Origin of the sequence: Colwellia chukchiensis, assembly GCF_002104455.1 — a bacterium.
Classification (GTDB): domain Bacteria; phylum Pseudomonadota; class Gammaproteobacteria; order Enterobacterales; family Alteromonadaceae; genus Cognaticolwellia; species Cognaticolwellia chukchiensis.
Window position 1 is genome coordinate 126,521 of record NZ_NBOC01000004.1, and the last position, 18,106, is coordinate 144,626.

Sequence of the window (18,106 nt, forward strand, 5' to 3'; positions counted from 1 at the left end):
GTGAAGCCTCAATTTGAAATAAAATACATAGAGCTTAAGTGGTATGACAAAAATACTTTAGTTAAAGTAACTGAGTCTTTAAATGCCCTTAGTGTGGAGTATGATTCTGTAAATCAATGCTTCACGACAGAAACCACAATTTATCCAAAACTTGATGAAATTAAGCGAGGCCAACTCGCTATTCGTGTTTTAAATGTCGAAGCTAGACAACCATACATTAATTTGCCAAACAATGATAAGAAGCTTTTAACTCAGATTAAAGATCCAGACACTGGCATTTATTGGTGGATACTTAAAGAAAAGTGGGTAAGCGAGCAAAAACAATGGTTTGGAATTGCGCCGAATATTGTTGGAACTTTAAAGTTTTATATAACTAGCCAACTTTGTGAGGTCGAAATCAATGGCTCTGATTTTAGTGTTGAACAATTAGAACAATATCTAAGGGTTTTCAAAAATGATTTATGGGAACTTATTCTTGATGACAGTAGTGCCGTACAGGCAAATGCAAAGCAAACAAATGGTATAGGTGTTAGTGAAGAAGTAATTGAGTGTATCAATAAAATAGTTAATGCAGCTCAAAAAATATTGGAAACACCAAAAGTTGAGCTTCGAGAAATTCAGGCCATAAAGCCAAGAAAATTGGTGAAACCAGTTAATCGTACTTTTATGGAGATGGTTTCGAAATCTAATCAACGTTTTCTAACCAGTAGAGCGACCCAACCCTCATATAATGTGCCAGAAAATAGGTATATTCTTTTCGCTTTGGAACGATGCGGCCGCGTTCTTAAACAAATTGTTATTCTTGCCCAGAATAAATCACAACGATTCTTGGATACAGCTAATAAACTAAAAGGGCAACTTGATTCTTTTGACACTAGCGTGAAAGTCAATCGCGATTTAGTGGTAAAAGATTTAGAAAGGGTTAGGGAAAGAACAAAGCTAGAATACTGGCAAAAGAAGTTAAATCTCAAGATACAAGACAATGACATTCAGCTAACGACAACAAGGTGTTCACTCGATTTATATTTGCATTTAGAGAATAAAACACAACAAAAGGATGGTTTTTTTGTTCTCATATGGAATGGTGAGAGCTGGGTAAAGCCAGATAATAAAAGTGGTATTTTAAGTTTAAGGAATCGTTATCAGGTACTATTAGAAGTATTAGAACCGGGAGATACTCTGAAATTTAATTGTGATTACAATTATCGCACTAGTGAACGTGCCGTTTTATTTAATTTGGATAACGTTCACTCGATTGAATTGATAGACTGTCAATCGATTCAAAAAGCAAAAGAAGCTTTTGAAAAAGAGAAGCTTATAGGTAAAAGTTTGGCGAAAAATGGTTGGGTAAAACCCTTATCTCATCAAGAAATTGAGGAGCAAAATAGGGAAAAAGCCTCATTACTCAATCGAATTAATTACTACTCACAAAATCAAGAATTATCAGATTATATATACAAACGAATAGAACCTAAGTATCGAGAACTAAGAAAATTTATTCAACATATGAAAAGGCTTGGAATCATGCCTTCGTCTAATTTCCCGAACTCAATGACATTCGTTCAAAATATTAATTATCAAGCCGTACATAATGGCTATAAAGTACTAAGAGGTATCACTAAACTTACAGATGATGAGCTTTTATTAAACCTTGAACTGATAGATAATATGGGGCTAGTTAATATGCCGCTGTTATACGAACGCTGGACCTTTATACAACTTATACTTGTTCTAAAAAACTCGTTTAGGTTTGTTCCACAGAAGGATTGGAAATATAAACTTATTGAAGCAGTAAAGTCTAACAAAACAGATATTAACATAAATTTAATTAATGATGAGGCAAAAAGGTACATTTCGCTTTGGTATGAAAAATCTTTATCAAATAATAAGCGACCTGATTTTATTTTGGATCTGACGTGGTTTTCCCATAATATCGACGGTTCTAACGAGCGCCATTTTAAACGCTTTGTATTAGACGCGAAATTTTACGATAAACTAACATTTGATAGAGCGGGAGGAATGCTTTCAAAAATTAATGAGTTATTCGACGGTAAAAATTATAGTGAAAATAATTCAAATCCTGTATTTCTTATTCACCCCTGTAATAACCTAATTGAACATCCCATTACTGCACAATCATGGGGGAAACACAGTTTCCTTGGAGAGCTAAACAATAACGACGATGTTAATCTTTTTTCTCATGATCGGGGTGCTGTTTTTTTAAATCCTATAGATCGCTCGCTTTACTCAGACGAATTACAACGCTTATTGGGTATGTTTCTTCAGTATAAGTTAGAGGATGCTAAAACTAGCGATTTGGATAATGACAGCAGTCAAGCAGTCCCCATTTGTATCAGGTGTGGCTCTAGTGACATCAAAAACTTAAAAAAGACTACTCGCTATCGAAATAGGCATGGTGATTGGGTTGAGCGTACACCTAAGTCGGTATGGATGCAGTGTTGTGAATGTGAACAACTTCAAATATATAATCACTGCGCTAGCGATAAAAGCAGTACTCGTTTGATAAAGAATGGCCTTTATTGGAGCTATCATTCAGCAAGAGCGCTCGAGCCATTTAATATGAAGTGTCCTAGCTGTGGTGAATGGGGCGCATGGTAATATTACTTTCTATTTTGAGAATTTCTTTTGACTATCAATAAATACTCTTCCCATCACATACGGCATTAACTTGATCATATTATTCGCATCATCAATTCCACGGTGATGCGAGCCGGTGTGAGGGATTTTCGCAAGTTTTAACGCTCCGGCCATTCCTTGTCTTTTGCGTACTTTTTGAGTCTTTGAAAATTGCTTTTTAATATTCAGGTGTGGTGATGTAATAGGGTATGGCAGACTATGAAAAGCACAGTCTTGTTCAAATTGCTGTTTGTCATACTCTCCCCAGCTGCAAAACAGGTAGTTATCGTAATTGCCTAGCCACTTTTGGAAAGTGTTAATTGCTTCTGGGTAATATGGTGCATGATCAACATCGTGTTGAGTGATGGTTGTTAAGTTCGTACAAAAGTCGGTTAGTTTAGGGTGTCGTTGCGGTTGAATAAACGTGTTGAACTCATCTAGCTTCAACTCTGATTTAAATAGCTAAGCTGATTCCAGTTCATAACACTGCTGTTTAAGCCAACGACCTAATTTCATAATATCAGGTTGCCTAGCTCGTGTTTCCTTATAGACAAAATAGAATTTATCTCCGGTAATAAGTTCGTGCATAGGTATGCGCACAAGACTTTGCTGGCGATCCTGATCATCCATCATGTAATTACTAATGAGGGTAATTCCTAAATTATATCGAGCCGCTTCAGCGGCAAGTAAGACATGACTAAATTGATTAATTTTGACGTCTTTAGGTAATTCAAATTTACCACTCATACACCAACGTAACCAGTCGTCACCAAGACTTTCATTTGTATCTGAGTATTGTACTGATAATAACGGGTGTTGCCATAATGAATCAGGTAGAGGCTTATTTCTTAACTGCTGCCAAAGCTTTTTTCCACACACTGGATAAAGTTTTTCAGTAAACATGAATTGATTGACAAAGTTACGTTCCGGTGGATTCATTGTAATAAAACAATCCGTAAATTGGTCATTATAATCCGGTTGATCCCCGACCATATTTAAAGTTATTTCTATTTCTGGGTGCTGATTTCTAAAATCTTCTAACTTCGGTATCAACCAGTTCACCGCCACAGAGCTATATAAAGCCAAACGAAGATTGCCTGATTCCCCGTGACGTATCATTTGACTGGCATTTGATAGATTTCCTAATGAGTTAGTCACTTCTTCAAAGTAACGTTCCCCGACCTTAGTCAAGGAAAAAGAACGCCCCTGTCGGTTAAACAGAGTTTCACCCAAATAGTCTTCGAGTAATCGAACTTGGTGACTAACCGCACTTTGAGTCACATTGAGGTGCTCAGCAGCTTTGGAAAAGCTATTAAGTCGCGCAACAGCTTCAAAGCATTGCAGGGCACGTAAAGGAGGCAACTTCATTATAAATTTAGCTCATACTAAAAAAATTTTAAACATTATACATCATATAAGGTATGGAATACGCTAATCATATAACCGTTTTACAAACGTAACTCTATTAATTCAGTTCCATTGACATTTTCTAGAATGTAGCAGGAGTAATGAAATGCCCAAAATAACTGTCGGACTCGCGATGACATTACTTATCATCGGAAATATAATTGGTGTTTTTTCTGATGCTTTGATAAAAACTCTGCCAGCAGATACTGCCATATACCAATTTGTATTATTTCGTCAATTGACCGCAGTGCTGATTTTACTTCCATTTTGTCTATTCAGTAATAAACAAAGCCTCTTAGCTGGCCTCAAATGGCACTTTATACGTGGCCACATTTGGTTATTAGGGGCAATATTTATGGTATTCGCTCTGGGCGCTCTGCCGTTAGCTACCGTAAATGCTATTTTCTATACAGCGCCTTTGCTTATGCTGCCGTTAGCCATGATATTGTTTCAGGAAAAGCTGACTAGCCACTCAATTGCTGCTGCTGTTTTGGGCTTTATCGGCGTACTTATCGTGGTTAAACCAACACAAATTAATTGGGCAGCGATTGCCGCCCTTGTCGTCGCATTGACTATGGCTGTAAATAATTTATTGGTTCGTAAATTACCTCAGCATCATAATGTGTTCCAAACTTTAATGCTCACCAACCTAGTAGGTATCCCAGCCGCACTTGGGTTGGCGTTATGGGAAGGCAAACCTTGGAACTGGACTCCAATGTTAACGGCAACAGGCTCAAACACTTTTATCCTAATTTATGCTGGTATATGTGTAATGGTATATAGAGCAATCGAAGCCAGTAAAATTTCCAGTGCCGAATACACTGGCTTATTAGGTGCTGTAGTTGTAGGGGTGCTGTGGTTCGATGAAATACCGGACCTGAGCTTGGCTATAGGATCTTCTTTAATTATTATTCCGCTGATTTGGTTAGCCAAGGTAGAAGCAAAGATAAAGCAAACAAGTAAAATAATATAAATGATAAAGTTAATCTAACTTTCCAACGTGACCGCGTTTGGGAACGAGCGTTTAACAGCACTCCCAAGTGGGATAAATAATAACTAGTTAATTTTTGGAATATTATGACTGAAAATAATTTGATATTTTGTAACTATAGTAACCCTTATTTAGAAGACTGTCTTAAGCTGTTCGATCAAAACTGTCCGAAATACTTCGCTACAAACGAACGTCAGGATTATATTGCGTTTTTGCAAAAACAGCCCAAACAATACAAAATTGGACTTATTCACGGATAGGCCGTGGCTGTCTTTGGGCTGGATATCGATCCTAAAATAAACCGTGCTAGTATCACTTGGATTATGACTTCTCCACGGGTGCAGGCTAATGGCATCGGAACGGCAATGATGTCTTACGCTAATAAAATGGCAAAGGACAGTAACATGAAAGTTATAGATATCGCCGCCAGTCATCTTTCAGCTCCTTTCTTCGAAAAATTTGGGGAAAAGACAATTAAAGAAATCACTGATGGTTGGGGCCTAGACATGCACAGGGTTGATATGGAATTACTACTATAACAATTCAATGACCGCTATTGGCCGATTAACTGACCTAGGTGTGGTGTGAGTTGGCTGTCCGTAGATCGCTCATAGCTGCCTGTCAGATTAAGTCCCAACCTATTCATAGAAACTGTAAGATCAGATATGAGCTACTACAAAGAATGTACTACAAAGAATGGCCTTTATTGGAGCTATCATTCAGCAAGAGCGCTCGAGCCATTTAATATGAAGTGTCCTAGCTGTGGTGAATGGGGCGCATGGTAATATTACTTTCTATTTTGAGAATTTCTTTTGACTATCAATAAATACTCTTCCCATCACATACGGCATTAACTTGATCATATTATTCGCATCATCAATTCCACGGTGATGTGAGCCAGAGAACGGAATTTTCGCAAGTTTTAAGGCACCGGCCATACCTTGTCTTTTACGCACTTTCTGAGCTTTTGAAAATTGCTTTTTAATATTCAGGTGTGGTGATGTAATAGGGTATGGCAGACTATGAAAAGCACAGTCTTGTTCAAATTGCTGTTTGTCATACTCTCCCCAGCTGCAAAACAGGTAGTTATCGTAATTGCCTAGCCACTTTTGGAAAGTGTTAATTGCTTCTGGGTAATATGGTGCATGATCAACATCGTGTTGAGTGATGGTTGTTAAGTTCGTACAAAAGTCGGTTAGTTTTGGGTGTCGTTGGGGTTGAATAAACGTGCTGAACTCATCTAGCTTGGTAAGTGAGTCGGCACAAATTAAAACAGCACCAATTTCGATCATTTCCATTTCGTTTACTGGAAAAGAGTTATCTTTACAACAAGTTGCTTCAACATCAATAATTAAAAAGTATTTAAATTTATCTAAATCCATCATTTCCCTTAATGTTGTGTGGCGCAATTATAGCCTTTAACAAATAATTTAGAAATATCGATTTAGTCAAAGGCGTAAACTTAACTAAAATGAAAACGAATTTTCGACATCTCCATCTGTTGGCTCTCTTAATCTTTTTAAGTATGGTTTTAGCTTTTCGAATGCAATTTGTTTTTCTCTATCTTTTTTTGCTAGCCACAAAAAATACAATGTCAATAATTTTCGTAAAATTCTAGAAATTGAAATTAATTGCTCAATTTCATGTTTTTTCATGCCTTTGAATGAGTTGCGTATCCATATTCCGCCCAGTGCTGCTCTTTTGTATTTTGAACGTCTCTTTCTATCAGTTAGTTTTATCTTAAATGTTTTGAGTAATATCAAATTGGGGGCATATGATGGTTGCTGTGGTAATTCAAAGTTTTCAATTGCACTGGTTACTCTCTTTTCAACATTGTTAAATTCGATAATAAGATTGAGGTCGCGGCTTATGTTATATGAAACACCTCGTTTCGAAAGCTCACGCCAGCTATATCCTATTCCAAGTTTTGAACCAGATATTTTATAATTTTCAATTGAAAACGAGACACCTCGCACCTCATCCCGTCTTGTTTGTATGAAACAGCCAATACCGACGTCACCTAATCTCGTTATAAAATCGAGTAGTGAAATTTGAGGGTTTTCTCTCAATATGGTATCAATTTCGCTGCGAATAGTTTGAACCTTAGTTTTGTATTTAGCGTTATTAACTTTTTTACCGGGGCCGTCAGTATAGGGGTTGTGGTCGTGTTTTAAGCCAAACATTTTTTCTAATTCATTGCGGATCATTGCGGTCTTTTTGTAGCTGTTACTAAGAACTAATCGTCTATGAGGTGCCGAATTGGAAATAGCACAACATGCTAGATGAAGATGCTGGTTTTTAGTGTCTTTGTGTAATACGGCGACCCAGTGATGATCAGTAAAACCCAACTTTTTAGTTAGTTCATCTGCTAAAGATTTCCATTGAACAGAATTTAGTGACTCTCCTTCAGGAAGGGACACCACTATATGCTCAATTGGGTGTTTTACACGCTTGTTTTGATTTTCAGCATTGAGAAACATGTGGATGGTTGGGGCTAAATCTGCTTCCTTACCACTCAGTTTGATAAGTCTTCCATCATTAAAACTGATAAGTGGATTTTGCAATAATATACTTGAGCTGTATCCTATGAACTCTATGGTTTCGTTTGTTAAATCGAATTGATTGCTACTTCGAGTGTGTTTAGTTTTCCCGAAAATATAATTAATCAACCTACCAACTCTTCCTTGATTATTGCTTTTTTTTGACTTTAAATATTCGATGATCATTGCCGTTCTCGCCTTTAACGTAACTTCTCTTTTTCGTTTACTAAGTTTTGTAGTTGCTGAATTGTCAAAGTTTCAAAAGCAATTTGCTGAATTGAAGAGCTAAAATTATTTGTTAAGAAGTATTGCCAAACATTAATTTTTTGAGATGTGTTATGAACTAGCTGCATTGACTCAACAAGATATTTTTCTTTATCTCTATTAGATAAGAATACATTTTGATCTAATAGTGCTTGATCTAAGTGATTTATTAGCTTTGAGAATGAGTTGTGTAATGACCTTAATTGGGTCGCAACTTCTTTATTCATAACAGGAAGAGGAGGGGGGACAAATTGGTTATTTTTAACTCTGTCCAGAATCACGTCTCGGACAAAGTGGCCGATGGTGTGATAGTCTGATTTATAAAAGGCATCATTTACAAGTGCAATCTCTTGCTGATTCATTTTTGTGCCAAGTGAACTTTTTCTAGTATGTTTATTTCTTTTGGTCATAACTTTACCTTTATTAGTTATGACGAAATCAATCCTCGTTTAAATTAAACTTATTGTATCTCCATAAGACTTCGTCTTATTTTATTATTTACTTTTGGTTGCATGAGCAACTGTTTTTTAGATTTGTCGCGTGAGCGACAACAGGGGTTAAATTGAGTAACTTTTACGACAGTAAAAATAGTTACTATTTAACATACCCTGCCATGACGGCCTATACCTATAATTATAACTAATTCACAAGGTTAAAAATAGTAACTTTTTGTTTTAAATAGAAAATAAAATTTCATCAAGTATTTATTCTAAGTTTATTAGTTAGATATGAACGAACTTACTAAAAAATTATTTTTTCCGAATTTACTGTGTAAATTGTTGATACTATCTTTTGGTAAATATAGAGTTTATTGTTAAGGCTAAGGTCAAAAAATAAAACAGGGAACATATAAAGTGTAGTAATATAAAGTGTAGTAGCTCATATCTCATCTTACAGTTTTGTTGATTAGGTTTAGACTTCACCTGACAGGCAGCTAAGAGCGATAAAGAGACGGTCGGGTCAACTCGTTTTTGGACAGAAATGAGTTAGAGCCAACGGACGGCTCTGTGCCATTTTCGGTCTTTCGACTGCAATATTACATCTTAAAACTAATTGCGACTACAGATGTTCACCATCTCATTTTTGATTAAACTTATCGTTGAGTATTATTTTCCCTGCTGAGAATACCAATAGTTTTTATACGCCAAACTTCCCCACAATACATGGGCCAATGCAATTTCTGAAGTATCATGATTAACATCTATTGGTGATAGTGTGTTGAGTTCATAATTATATTGAAAGTTCAAAGGTGCTTTACTTGGCTGAAGGATGGTTACTTCATCATTAACCATATAAGCAAAATTCTCTGCATACTGCATCATAGCTCTATTAGAAGCCGTTGGAACTGTTAGGTCTTGACCTAACATTGGTGAAATATTCTCTATACCCATTAATGACAAAAGAGTTGGTGCTAAATCGATTTGACTGACTATTCGTTGATCTAAAGTGGGTTCTTTACCTGAGTTTAGGATCACACCCGGAATATGGAAATTGTTAATAGGAACAAGATCTTTACCCATTGCTCTTGCATCATGGTCGGCAACAACGAGGAATATTGTGTTTTCCCAATAGGCTTGCATCTTTGCTTTTGCAATAAATTGTCCTAAGGCATAATCTGCATATTGTATGGCTTTATGGCGCAGTAATTCTTTGTCATCATACTTCGTCAATTGTTTATCGCTATACTGGATAGAGGTAACAATACCGTCAGGAATTTCAAATGGATCATGGTTACTTGACGTAAATATGAAGCTAAAAAATGGTTTTCCTTCGTTATGAAGCTTAGTTAACTCAATATCAGCTTGATTAAACAAATCACCATCGCTTGCCCCCCAAGACGCTACAAATTGTGGGTTTTCAATATCATTAAAGTCAACAATGTCTGTAAAACCGTTTCCTAGAAAGAAGCTTTTCATGTTGTCGAAATGACTTTCTCCACCATAAATAAATTGAGTCTCATAACCATTTTCTTTTAGCAGAGATGCAATAGTAAAGAAGTCCTTTTGCGATTTGTCTAACTTAACTACTGCCCTAGAGGGAGTTGGAGTAAAGCCAGTTATAACCGCTTCAATACCTCTAACGGAGCGAGTGCCTGTTGCGTATAATCGTTTAAATGCCCAACCTTCTTGATTTAATTTATCAATTTCAGGTGTCAGCGGGATTCCACCAAGAGATGATACATATTGGGCACCTAAGCTTTCTTCAAGGATAATTACCAAGTTTTTTGGTTGCCCCTTAAAGCTCGGAGAGCGCTTACTTAAAGTGGGTAAGTTATCGTTTTTGAAGCTGTCTAAAGGTTGTTTTGACTCCTGACGAACTAGCTCAATAACTCGATCATCTTCCATCTTGCCATACAACTTAGCTGCATTTTTTTCATCACCGAATTGATTAAGCGCATAAGCAACACTGTAGGTCGAATTTAATGTAAGTGAATTAACTAGTGGGTCAGTGGAAAAGTACACTAAGGCAGGATTGATTGGTCTGTGGCCTAATGTCCCTCGTGCAGATAAAGCAATTATTACAAAAAGCATCAAACAAGAAACCAGCCTACTTCCGATTGCTGCGTTATCTTCTTTTACTTTGTTAGAGACTACGTGATCAGTAAACTGCCATATTTTTTTAACAGGAAATAGCAATAGAGCAAACACTATCAATATTGTTATCAAATGACCATTCACCAGCATTTTAGACACTTCATCAGGATAAGCTAGATATTCAATAAATAGCCTGTTTGGTCTAAAGCCGTATTCATTGATAAATGCGGGCGTTGCTAATTCAAAAAACAATATGCCCATAAAGCAGATCAAAAACCAAATTCGCAAAACCAATGACCAATATTCTTGAAATCTAGTTTTTGACACCCAAGGGTGCAATAACGCCGGGATGGCGCATAAGTAACCTACGCTACTTAAGTCTATACGAAAGCCATTTGTGATTAGGCTCCATATACTATTTAAGTCATTAAATCTATCTAATTGCCAGATAGCCAACCCTGTTCGTACTAAGGTTAGGAATAGCATGACAGAAACAGAGAATAGTAGGAATGGTCTGATAAAGCTGTAGATAGAAGTAAACATCGCAATTCTTTTTAGTGAATAACACGATGTTTACTGTATTAGGTTAAACTTAAGAATTGCTTAATTAAAACTGATAATTAGACATTAATGTTGTTTTAAAGCAGGTCGTTGAGGTAGAAGTATGATCAAAACTACTATTACAAACAGTAGTGTCGCGGTAGCTGAATATCTACTCAATTCCAAACCACCGTGCGCAACAGGCTTGTCTAAAAAGTCACCAACAACCGCGCCTAAGGGACGAGTCAAAACAAATGCAAGCCAAAATAACATTGTTCTAGATACTTTAGTGAACATATATAGGGTTAATACAATTCCTAAGCCTGTACTGAAAATATATGCAGCTCCAATATAACCCAATCCAGCAGTATCAGCAGTCCAGTCTCCCAGTGCAGTCCCAAGTGTTTGAGAAAACATAATGGTTAACCAGTAAAACGATTCAGCTTTAGGGTTGTCAATAGAAGAAACACTGATACTTCCAATTGTTCTATACCAAATAGCTAATGTAATAATTAAGAGAGTAGCTAATAGAGTTGAACCTCCTAAATACCCAATTCCCAACGATCTATCGGCAAAATCAGCAAGTGTTGTCCCCACTGTCGTTGATGCAATAATAGTGATCCAATAAATAAACGGGCTAAATTTTGTAGATTTTACTTGCATAATAACAGCAGCAATAAAAAAGGACATAAAGATTACAGTTCCAACTAAATAGCCCAAATTCATTGACATTGAAACAGCATCACCACCTGTTTCACCTAACGTAGTCGCGAGTATTTTTATTATCCAAAACCCTATTGTTAATTGAGGTACTTTTATCAGAGCATCGTTAAATTGTTTATTCATATAAAATTCCTCTATGTGAGTATGTCATTAAAAAAGAACTACCAACCAAATACATATAGCAATCACTATACTCACTAATACTGCGGCAGACCCTAAATCTTTCGCTAAACCTGACAGTGGGTGTATTTCGAAACCAATACGGTCAACGACTGCCTCTATTGCAGTATTTACTATCTCGGTAAACATAATGAACAGTACCGCAATGATAAGTATGAGTTGCTCTTTCAGTGTAATATTGAACAAGAAAGTTACGGGGATCGACAATATGAGCAACAGTAACTCTTGTCTGAATGCGGCTTCATTCCTTAGGAGCCATTTGAACGCTCTAGTTGAATTTAATGTTGCGAGATAAACTCGATTAAAACCTTTAGGCTTGTTTTCACTATCAAACACGGATTAGTTTACTCCTTGAGAAATTGTTGGTGACTTTGCATTTGCTACGGAAACACCATTAGTACAATGATTAAAAGGGTTGTTTTTAGGTTGATAAACTTTTGACTTTACTTGCATTTCAGCAAGTAAAATATCGAATACGTTGTCATGAGATATAGGCTGTTCACTAATTTTATTTAAACAATCTAACTTGGCTTTGTGATGTAATTTATCCCCCCAATAAATCAATGGCACTTTTGTTTGTTCTTCTGGTGCAAATGCGTAAGGTAAACCATGTAAATACACGCCACTTTCGCCCAAAGATTCACCGTGATCAGAAACATAAATCATTGATGTTTTGATATTGTTCTCATTGCTCAATGCTGCAAGTTCTGTGATGATTTCTGACAAGACTAAATCAGTATAAGCAATAGTGTTGTTGTAGGTATTAACCAGTTCCTCTTGACTACAATTTTGGATATCACTACGTTGACAGTCAGGAGAAAATACTCGTTTATCTTTGGGGTAGCGTCGGTAGTAAGTTGGTCCATGAGAGCCGATCATATGAAGTACTATTAGTGTATTGTCGCTTTTCAATGAATGAAGTTTCTTTCTTAATTCGTCAACCAGAACTTCATCGAAACAGTACTCATCATCACATAATGGATTTTTACTATTAGTAGAAATCTGCTCCGTTTTTACCCTTGAGCAAACGCCTTTGCAGCTACCATTATTATTGCTGATCCAATACACTTCAGCTCCTGCCAAGTGAATTAAATCAACGGCATTTTGTTGTGCTACCGCCACTCTTTTCTCGTAGTTGTTTTTGTTTAACCTTGAAAACATACAAGGTACAGATACCGCGGTTGCTGTTCCACAGGAGGTAACATCTTTAAATGAAACAACGCCTAAGTCTTTAGTTAGGCTATTGGTCTGCTTTTCATAACCATTTAAAGAAAAATTTTGGGATCTTGCTGTTTCACCTAGCACTAAAACAGTAATACTTTTGTTACTATCATCATTTTTAATGGTTGGAGACGTGTCTAACAGGCTGAATTTTAACGGAGGATACAAATAGTTTTTTCGAACATATTTTACTGTTGAATCAATCAAGGCATATGGCGTTAGATAGCCCACTAAATCGCGATTATTTCGGCCAACAGATGCATAGTTTGAATAAAATACTATTGCAATTAGAAATATTACACCGACACTGCCGCTAAGTAATTTTATCCGTGCGAGCAATTCCCCGACAAAAGAACTATAGGTCAATTGAACGTTGGCAATAAGAAGTGAAGGTATTACTCCAAAAAATAGAAAGAACAATATTGCGGAGAAGTTAAAATAAGAAAATGCTTCAGCCGTATCCGTTTCAACTGTATTTTGGATCATGCCATAATCAAAAACTATACCGTATGTCACAGTGCTATAAAAAAGAACAGACGACAATAAAACCAATAAGATGAGTAGTGGTTTTGTTATCCATCGAAAGGATAAAAAGCATTGAACGAAAATAGACAATGCCAATAAAAAAACAGGGACAGACAGTAAGAAAAAAAGATTGTAAGATTCAAGGGCTGTAACCACTGTCGTTATTTTACTTAAAAATGGGAAATTCAAAACTAAAGTGATGTATACGCAGGTATAAATCACTAATTGATTAGTTGTGAGCTTAATTTGGTTTAAAAAATTGATAATTTTGTACACTTAACTTACCTTAGAAAGAATGTAATGCTTTTTCATAAAGACACCTCTTATGAGTATGGCTTTATGGTAATTTTGTTAACTTAAGATTTGCTTAGTTCAAACTGATAAATGGCATCCATAGTAAAAAAGACTAAACTCATGGTTATGCTGCTCGGATGGCTCTGTACTTCCTGTTAGCCACCAACCGAAATCGCTCGTTGTTTCAGGTCCTTGTTCTATATCAGATCTGATTATACCGAAATTTAGCTCAGCACTATCTGAGTATGCATAATTGAAATCAGACTCAATAATAATTGCATTTCGCTCAATGCTGGGCGTATTAACCCTATTAAGTGAAGCGCCAAATTTGTTAGCTCCTAAACGGTACTGGCCTCTTAACAACCAAAAATCTCTACCAGATTTCCCGCTATCGGCACTTTCAAATGCAGATAAAAGCCCAAAATCTAATTGTTCACTACTTATTGTGTATTTAATTGCAGAATCCAACTCACCTGAATAGTCTTCATCATAATATGACTCCCCGCCAATTCTTGGCGTATGTACTACTCTTAGAGACTCTGGCCCGGAAACTTCAAATAAACTTTGATTATCATTGAAAAAAGGTCGTTTTTCCGAGAAAAAGCTTTCTATGGCTGAAAAATTAACGACTAACTCATCTGATTCGACCTGACCAAAGTCCGGGTTTATTGTGGCACTTAATTGTTGGCTTTTAGTAGGTTTCCAAAAAAGCTCCGCCCCTATATCAGTAGAGTTTTTGTTGTTTGCAATGTCTCGATTGGCCGAAATGTATGGAAAAACATCTAGGCTCGACTGATTGTTGATTTCAACTTTTTGTTTGTTGAAGTTTGTCAAAAAGCTATTCATTGAAGCGTTTGCCGGAATTGATGAATATGTAGCATTAGTGGATTCATCATAACGCGTAATAGAAAGGCCGAATTCATTCTGCTCTTGAATGGCAAAAGACATAGCAGTCCAAGGGATATAAATTTCAGTGCTCCACGAATCGGTAAATACTTTAGTTTTGAAGTTCCATTGATTGCCCCAATCTAAATCTAACTCTTTATTTTGCTTATAGATACCATCATAATAATATCCTTGATGATTGACTGAAAATACATAACTCGTTTGCTCGGTATTATTCATATCTATCATTAGTTGAATATGATCATTGGTAAAAAGCGAGTCGTTTTCTTGTGTCCTTACTCTTAATGGTTGCTTAGTTGTTGCCACAACAGCTATGTATATGCCGTGGTCAGTTGTTATTATTTGATAAGAAAAGTTGCTCTCTACCTTTGTTAGCGTTTGTGGAACAACTTGGTAATTAACTGTGTTTCTCTTCGCGCTTTGCCAACCTGAATCATTCAGAGAGCCATCAACGACAACTTCAGTTGCAAAGGCAATACTTGAAGCAAACAGATAAAGAAGTTGTAAAGAAGCGTTAAAAGACTTGTTCATTACAGCGATACAGTAAATGTTATTTTCTTCTCAACTAGCGATATTGAAACAGTTGCTCCAATTTTTTCACAGTAGGATTTTACTATTGCTAAACCTAATCCAAATCGTTCTGTTGATGTTCTTGATTCGTCTTTTTGCCATAAAGGATCAAAAAACAATTTAAGCTCATTTTCTTGATAATTTTCGTAGCAGATATTTGAAATTTTGATTAAAGCATTTCTATTATCAATTTTTGATGTTGTTATCTCTATTGCTGTATTAGTTGGACTGTAAAAAATTGCGTTATTAATCAAATTTGATAACACAGTTTCTAATGCAAATTTGTTGGTCTCAACTATCAATAAAGGGACATCGAGATGAAATTTAATCTCTCTGTCTTCTGAATTTTCTCTAGCGAGAATATTTCCAATTAGTTCGGTTAAGTTAATTTTGCTAGTTTCTAACTCATGGCTACTACTACTTTTTTGTAATAGCATGATGCTACTAACGATATTTTTTAAGCGATAGGATATTCCATGGACATCGCTTGCAAGGTTATCTGATATTTCCTTTTCATGAGGAAACTTTAAGGCAACTTCGCTCAAACTTATAAGCTCTGCAATTGGTGTTTTTAATTCGTGAGCAATGTCAGAAGCCATTCTCTGCTCTCGAATGTACAGAATATGATTTTCTTTAATAAACTGATTAACGCCTTCAGCTATCGGAACGAGTTCTTGCGGTAAAAATTCTACTGAAACTTCCGGGTTTTTAGAGTTTAAACTTATTTTTCTTAGCTGCTGACTGAGTTCACTAATTGGTTTTAAACTCCTAGAAACAACAAGTTTGACAATTATTCTTATAATAAATACGGAAAATATAGATGTGAAAATAAAAATAATATCAACAAACCAGTGGATATAGTCTAACTCTTCTCTACTTAGCGCATAGGCAAGTTCCATTGGTTGTTGATTCTTTGCAAATTCTTCTCTGCTTATACCGAGTATTTCACGAATGTCAGAGTCAACCTGAGGAAAAAACTTTGTATACAGCATCCTGCCATTTCTACCGTCTGGTAATACGGTATCTTGAATAATAAATTCATGTAGTTTTACATCTAATCTAGAGAGAGCTTTTATTTCAAAAAGCTCTAGAGTGTCAGATCTCTCAAATACTTCGCTTTTGTACCAAAGTTGGTAATATTCAGGGTTTTCTTTGCCTTCAAATTCCGGCATAAACTCCCCAGCAAAATCAAATTCTATTCCGTTTTCATCTTCTTCAACTAATGTTTCAAGTAGTCCAACTTTGTTGATCATGGCTCGGTCAAACTCATCACTAATCCATGTATCAACACTGATATCAGTTGCTAATAAGATACAAAATAAGAGTAATGAGATTGAAATTGATAGATAGCGACTTAGCTTTTTATGAATTGAATTCATTAATGACTCTCAACGAAGTAGCCAAAGCCACGCTTGGTTTTAATTGGAAGCTCGTAACCAATAGCTCTTACTTTTTTCCGAGCAGAAGAAAGGTGAGCCTCTATAGAATTTTTTGCAATCGCATCATACTGCCCGGCAAGATATTCGCTAAGCTTTTCAGGAGAAATTACTTTTCCTTGATTGGTAAACAAACATTCAACCACTTTGTATTCATTGGGTGTAAGTTGAGCATCCGTACCACCACATTTTAATTGTTTTAAATGCAAATCTAATGATATTGAGCCAATGTTGACACTGCTGTCATTTACATTCAATGTTCCCCTGCGCATAAGACAAAGTAATCGAACATGTAGCTCGTCAAACGAAAAAGGTTTAGTAAGGTAGTCATCAGCACCGTTGAGCAAACCGTCAACTTTATCTTCAGTAAGGTCTTTCGCAGACAAAATTAATACACGGATATCTTTTCCTGCCTGACGAATTGCCTTTAATATTGAAGTACCATCGACAGAGGGCAACATTAAATCAAGAATTAATAAAGAATAATCACCAGACAAAGCCATGCTTAAGCCTTCAGAGCCATCGCCAGTGTCATCAACAGTGAAACCAAGATTGGATAGTCCAACTCTTAAACTACGCCTAAGTGAAACTGAATCTTCGATAATTAAAACTTTCAATGATGCATGCCTTTGAGTAAATATTATTCAGAATATCGCCTTAAACTTAAGTTTAGCTGAATTTACACTTAATTTATTTAAAAGCTATTTCGTTAAAGCTCTAGCTTTCCCTCTAAGTTTTCAGATTCTTTTTGTGAAAAATCAATTTTAAATCACAAATTAGAGTATTTAAGTTAACTGAACATGGGGAAATAAGAGGCTTAATGTCCGTTTTGTAGATATATTGATACAACTCAAACATAAAATCAGTGTCTCAAATTCGCTCATTTGCGACGCTCGACTAAACTCGTTTTGGGGCGTGCGACGTGAAGTCGTATGAAGCGCTGTTCACCGCTTAATGAGTGAACCATCTGTATCACCAGATGATCCTAGGAGCCTGAATAAAGTAGCGGCTCTGACAATGTAACGAAGGTTGGTATGCGCCAATCGGGATCTTAATCGTGAGAGGACGATCCTCCTGATAACCACAAATCGGGTGAGTGCTAGGCAGTCAGTATGATGAACATAAGTGAATCCGCGTAAGGTGCGTTATACGATGAAACAGCGGAAGTGGTTAATACGCTGTAGCCAAAAGGCGCGAGAGTCGGAAAGAGATTGCCCCATGCTCTTTCGTGATCACTGAACTCTCCGCACTATAGCGGGCATCTAACCTGACATTGCGCAACATACGGAACACGGTAAGCCTGTATCACTCCCTTTGGGAAAGCTTATATAGCCGATA

Annotated in this window: 15 protein-coding genes; 3 read left to right on the forward strand and 12 right to left on the reverse strand. The window is 36.3% G+C overall.

The genetic code is table 11. The features are described from left to right. Complete coding sequence (locus B6K83_RS07025; RefSeq protein ID WP_233143842.1) at window positions 1–2,619, forward strand: hypothetical protein; 2,619 nt, start codon at window positions 1–3, stop codon at window positions 2,617–2,619. A 9-nt stretch (window positions 2,620–2,628) separates the two neighbouring features. Here B6K83_RS07025 and B6K83_RS07030 read toward each other — a convergent pair whose 3' ends face one another. Further along, window positions 2,629–3,084, reverse strand: a complete 456-nt coding sequence (locus B6K83_RS07030) for a 3'-5' exonuclease (protein WP_085284219.1) — start codon at window positions 3,082–3,084, stop codon at window positions 2,629–2,631. Window positions 3,085–3,099: 15 nt separating this feature from the next. Next, a complete protein-coding gene (locus B6K83_RS07035; RefSeq protein WP_005492610.1) occupies window positions 3,100–4,005 on the reverse strand; it encodes a LysR substrate-binding domain-containing protein in 906 nt (301 codons plus the stop codon). A 145-nt stretch (window positions 4,006–4,150) separates the two neighbouring features. On the opposite strand from B6K83_RS07035, the gene B6K83_RS07040 reads away from it, so the two are divergent. After that, window positions 4,151–5,017: a DMT family transporter gene (locus B6K83_RS07040; protein ID WP_085284220.1), complete on the forward strand. Its 867-nt coding sequence runs from the start codon at window positions 4,151–4,153 to the stop codon at window positions 5,015–5,017. Window positions 5,018–5,298: 281 nt separating this feature from the next. Next, complete coding sequence (locus B6K83_RS18415) at window positions 5,299–5,574, forward strand: GNAT family N-acetyltransferase (RefSeq protein WP_198951668.1); 276 nt, start codon at window positions 5,299–5,301, stop codon at window positions 5,572–5,574. Between the two features lie 255 nt (window positions 5,575–5,829). Here the strand turns inward: B6K83_RS18415 and B6K83_RS07050 are convergent, their stop codons facing one another. The 10 genes from B6K83_RS07050 to B6K83_RS07095 form a co-directional block, all read right to left on the reverse strand. After that, entirely contained in the window at window positions 5,830–6,417 is a 588-nt protein-coding gene (locus B6K83_RS07050) for a 3'-5' exonuclease (protein ID WP_085284221.1), read from the reverse strand. Between the two features lie 84 nt (window positions 6,418–6,501). Beyond that, the gene (locus B6K83_RS07055; protein ID WP_005492374.1) at window positions 6,502–7,761 is read right to left on the reverse strand and encodes a relaxase/mobilization nuclease domain-containing protein; all 1,260 of its coding nucleotides are present in this window, start codon (window positions 7,759–7,761) and stop codon (window positions 6,502–6,504) included. Between the two features lie 14 nt (window positions 7,762–7,775). Next, entirely contained in the window at window positions 7,776–8,249 is a 474-nt protein-coding gene (locus B6K83_RS07060; protein ID WP_005492373.1) for a hypothetical protein, read from the reverse strand. A gap of 696 nt (window positions 8,250–8,945) precedes the next feature. Then, entirely contained in the window at window positions 8,946–10,916 is a 1,971-nt protein-coding gene (locus tag B6K83_RS07065; protein ID WP_010558012.1) for an LTA synthase family protein, read from the reverse strand. A gap of 84 nt (window positions 10,917–11,000) precedes the next feature. After that, window positions 11,001–11,759, reverse strand: coding sequence for a COG4705 family protein (locus B6K83_RS07070; protein ID WP_010558013.1), 759 nt, complete (start codon window positions 11,757–11,759; stop codon window positions 11,001–11,003). 27 nt (window positions 11,760–11,786) lie between these two features. Continuing rightward, entirely contained in the window at window positions 11,787–12,152 is a 366-nt protein-coding gene (locus B6K83_RS07075) for a diacylglycerol kinase (protein WP_010558014.1), read from the reverse strand. 3 nt (window positions 12,153–12,155) lie between these two features. Continuing rightward, window positions 12,156–13,838: a phosphoethanolamine transferase gene (locus B6K83_RS07080; RefSeq protein ID WP_016899341.1), complete on the reverse strand. Its 1,683-nt coding sequence runs from the start codon at window positions 13,836–13,838 to the stop codon at window positions 12,156–12,158. A gap of 96 nt (window positions 13,839–13,934) precedes the next feature. Continuing rightward, a complete protein-coding gene (locus B6K83_RS07085) occupies window positions 13,935–15,293 on the reverse strand; it encodes a DUF5916 domain-containing protein (RefSeq protein ID WP_233143843.1) in 1,359 nt (452 codons plus the stop codon). Next, a complete protein-coding gene (locus tag B6K83_RS07090; RefSeq protein ID WP_036953850.1) occupies window positions 15,293–16,711 on the reverse strand; it encodes a sensor histidine kinase in 1,419 nt (472 codons plus the stop codon). The genes B6K83_RS07085 and B6K83_RS07090 overlap by 1 nt, the downstream gene beginning before the upstream one ends. Then, window positions 16,711–17,385 (reverse strand): response regulator transcription factor, encoded by a 675-nt coding sequence (locus tag B6K83_RS07095; protein ID WP_036953853.1) that lies wholly within the window; start codon window positions 17,383–17,385, stop codon window positions 16,711–16,713. Before B6K83_RS07095 ends, B6K83_RS07090 begins: the two co-directional genes overlap by 1 nt. Window positions 17,386–18,106: the final 721 nt, after the last annotated feature.

Excerpts from the sequence above, each read along its gene's own strand:
- B6K83_RS07035 (WP_005492610.1), bottom strand. The coding sequence starts at position 4,005 with ATGAAGTTGCCTCCTTTACGTGCCCTGCAATGCTTTGAAGCTGTTGCG.
- B6K83_RS07040 (WP_085284220.1), top strand. The coding sequence starts at position 4,151 with ATGCCCAAAATAACTGTCGGACTCGCGATGACATTACTTATCATCGGA.
- B6K83_RS07050 (WP_085284221.1), bottom strand. The coding sequence starts at position 6,417 with ATGGATTTAGATAAATTTAAATACTTTTTAATTATTGATGTTGAAGCA.
- B6K83_RS07055 (WP_005492374.1), bottom strand. The coding sequence starts at position 7,761 with ATGATCATCGAATATTTAAAGTCAAAAAAAAGCAATAATCAAGGAAGA.
- B6K83_RS07060 (WP_005492373.1), bottom strand. The coding sequence starts at position 8,249 with ATGACCAAAAGAAATAAACATACTAGAAAAAGTTCACTTGGCACAAAA.
- B6K83_RS07065 (WP_010558012.1), bottom strand. The coding sequence starts at position 10,916 with ATGTTTACTTCTATCTACAGCTTTATCAGACCATTCCTACTATTCTCT.
- B6K83_RS07070 (WP_010558013.1), bottom strand. The coding sequence starts at position 11,759 with ATGAATAAACAATTTAACGATGCTCTGATAAAAGTACCTCAATTAACA.
- B6K83_RS07085 (WP_233143843.1), bottom strand. The coding sequence starts at position 15,293 with ATGAACAAGTCTTTTAACGCTTCTTTACAACTTCTTTATCTGTTTGCT.
- B6K83_RS07090 (WP_036953850.1), bottom strand. The coding sequence starts at position 16,711 with ATGAATTCAATTCATAAAAAGCTAAGTCGCTATCTATCAATTTCAATC.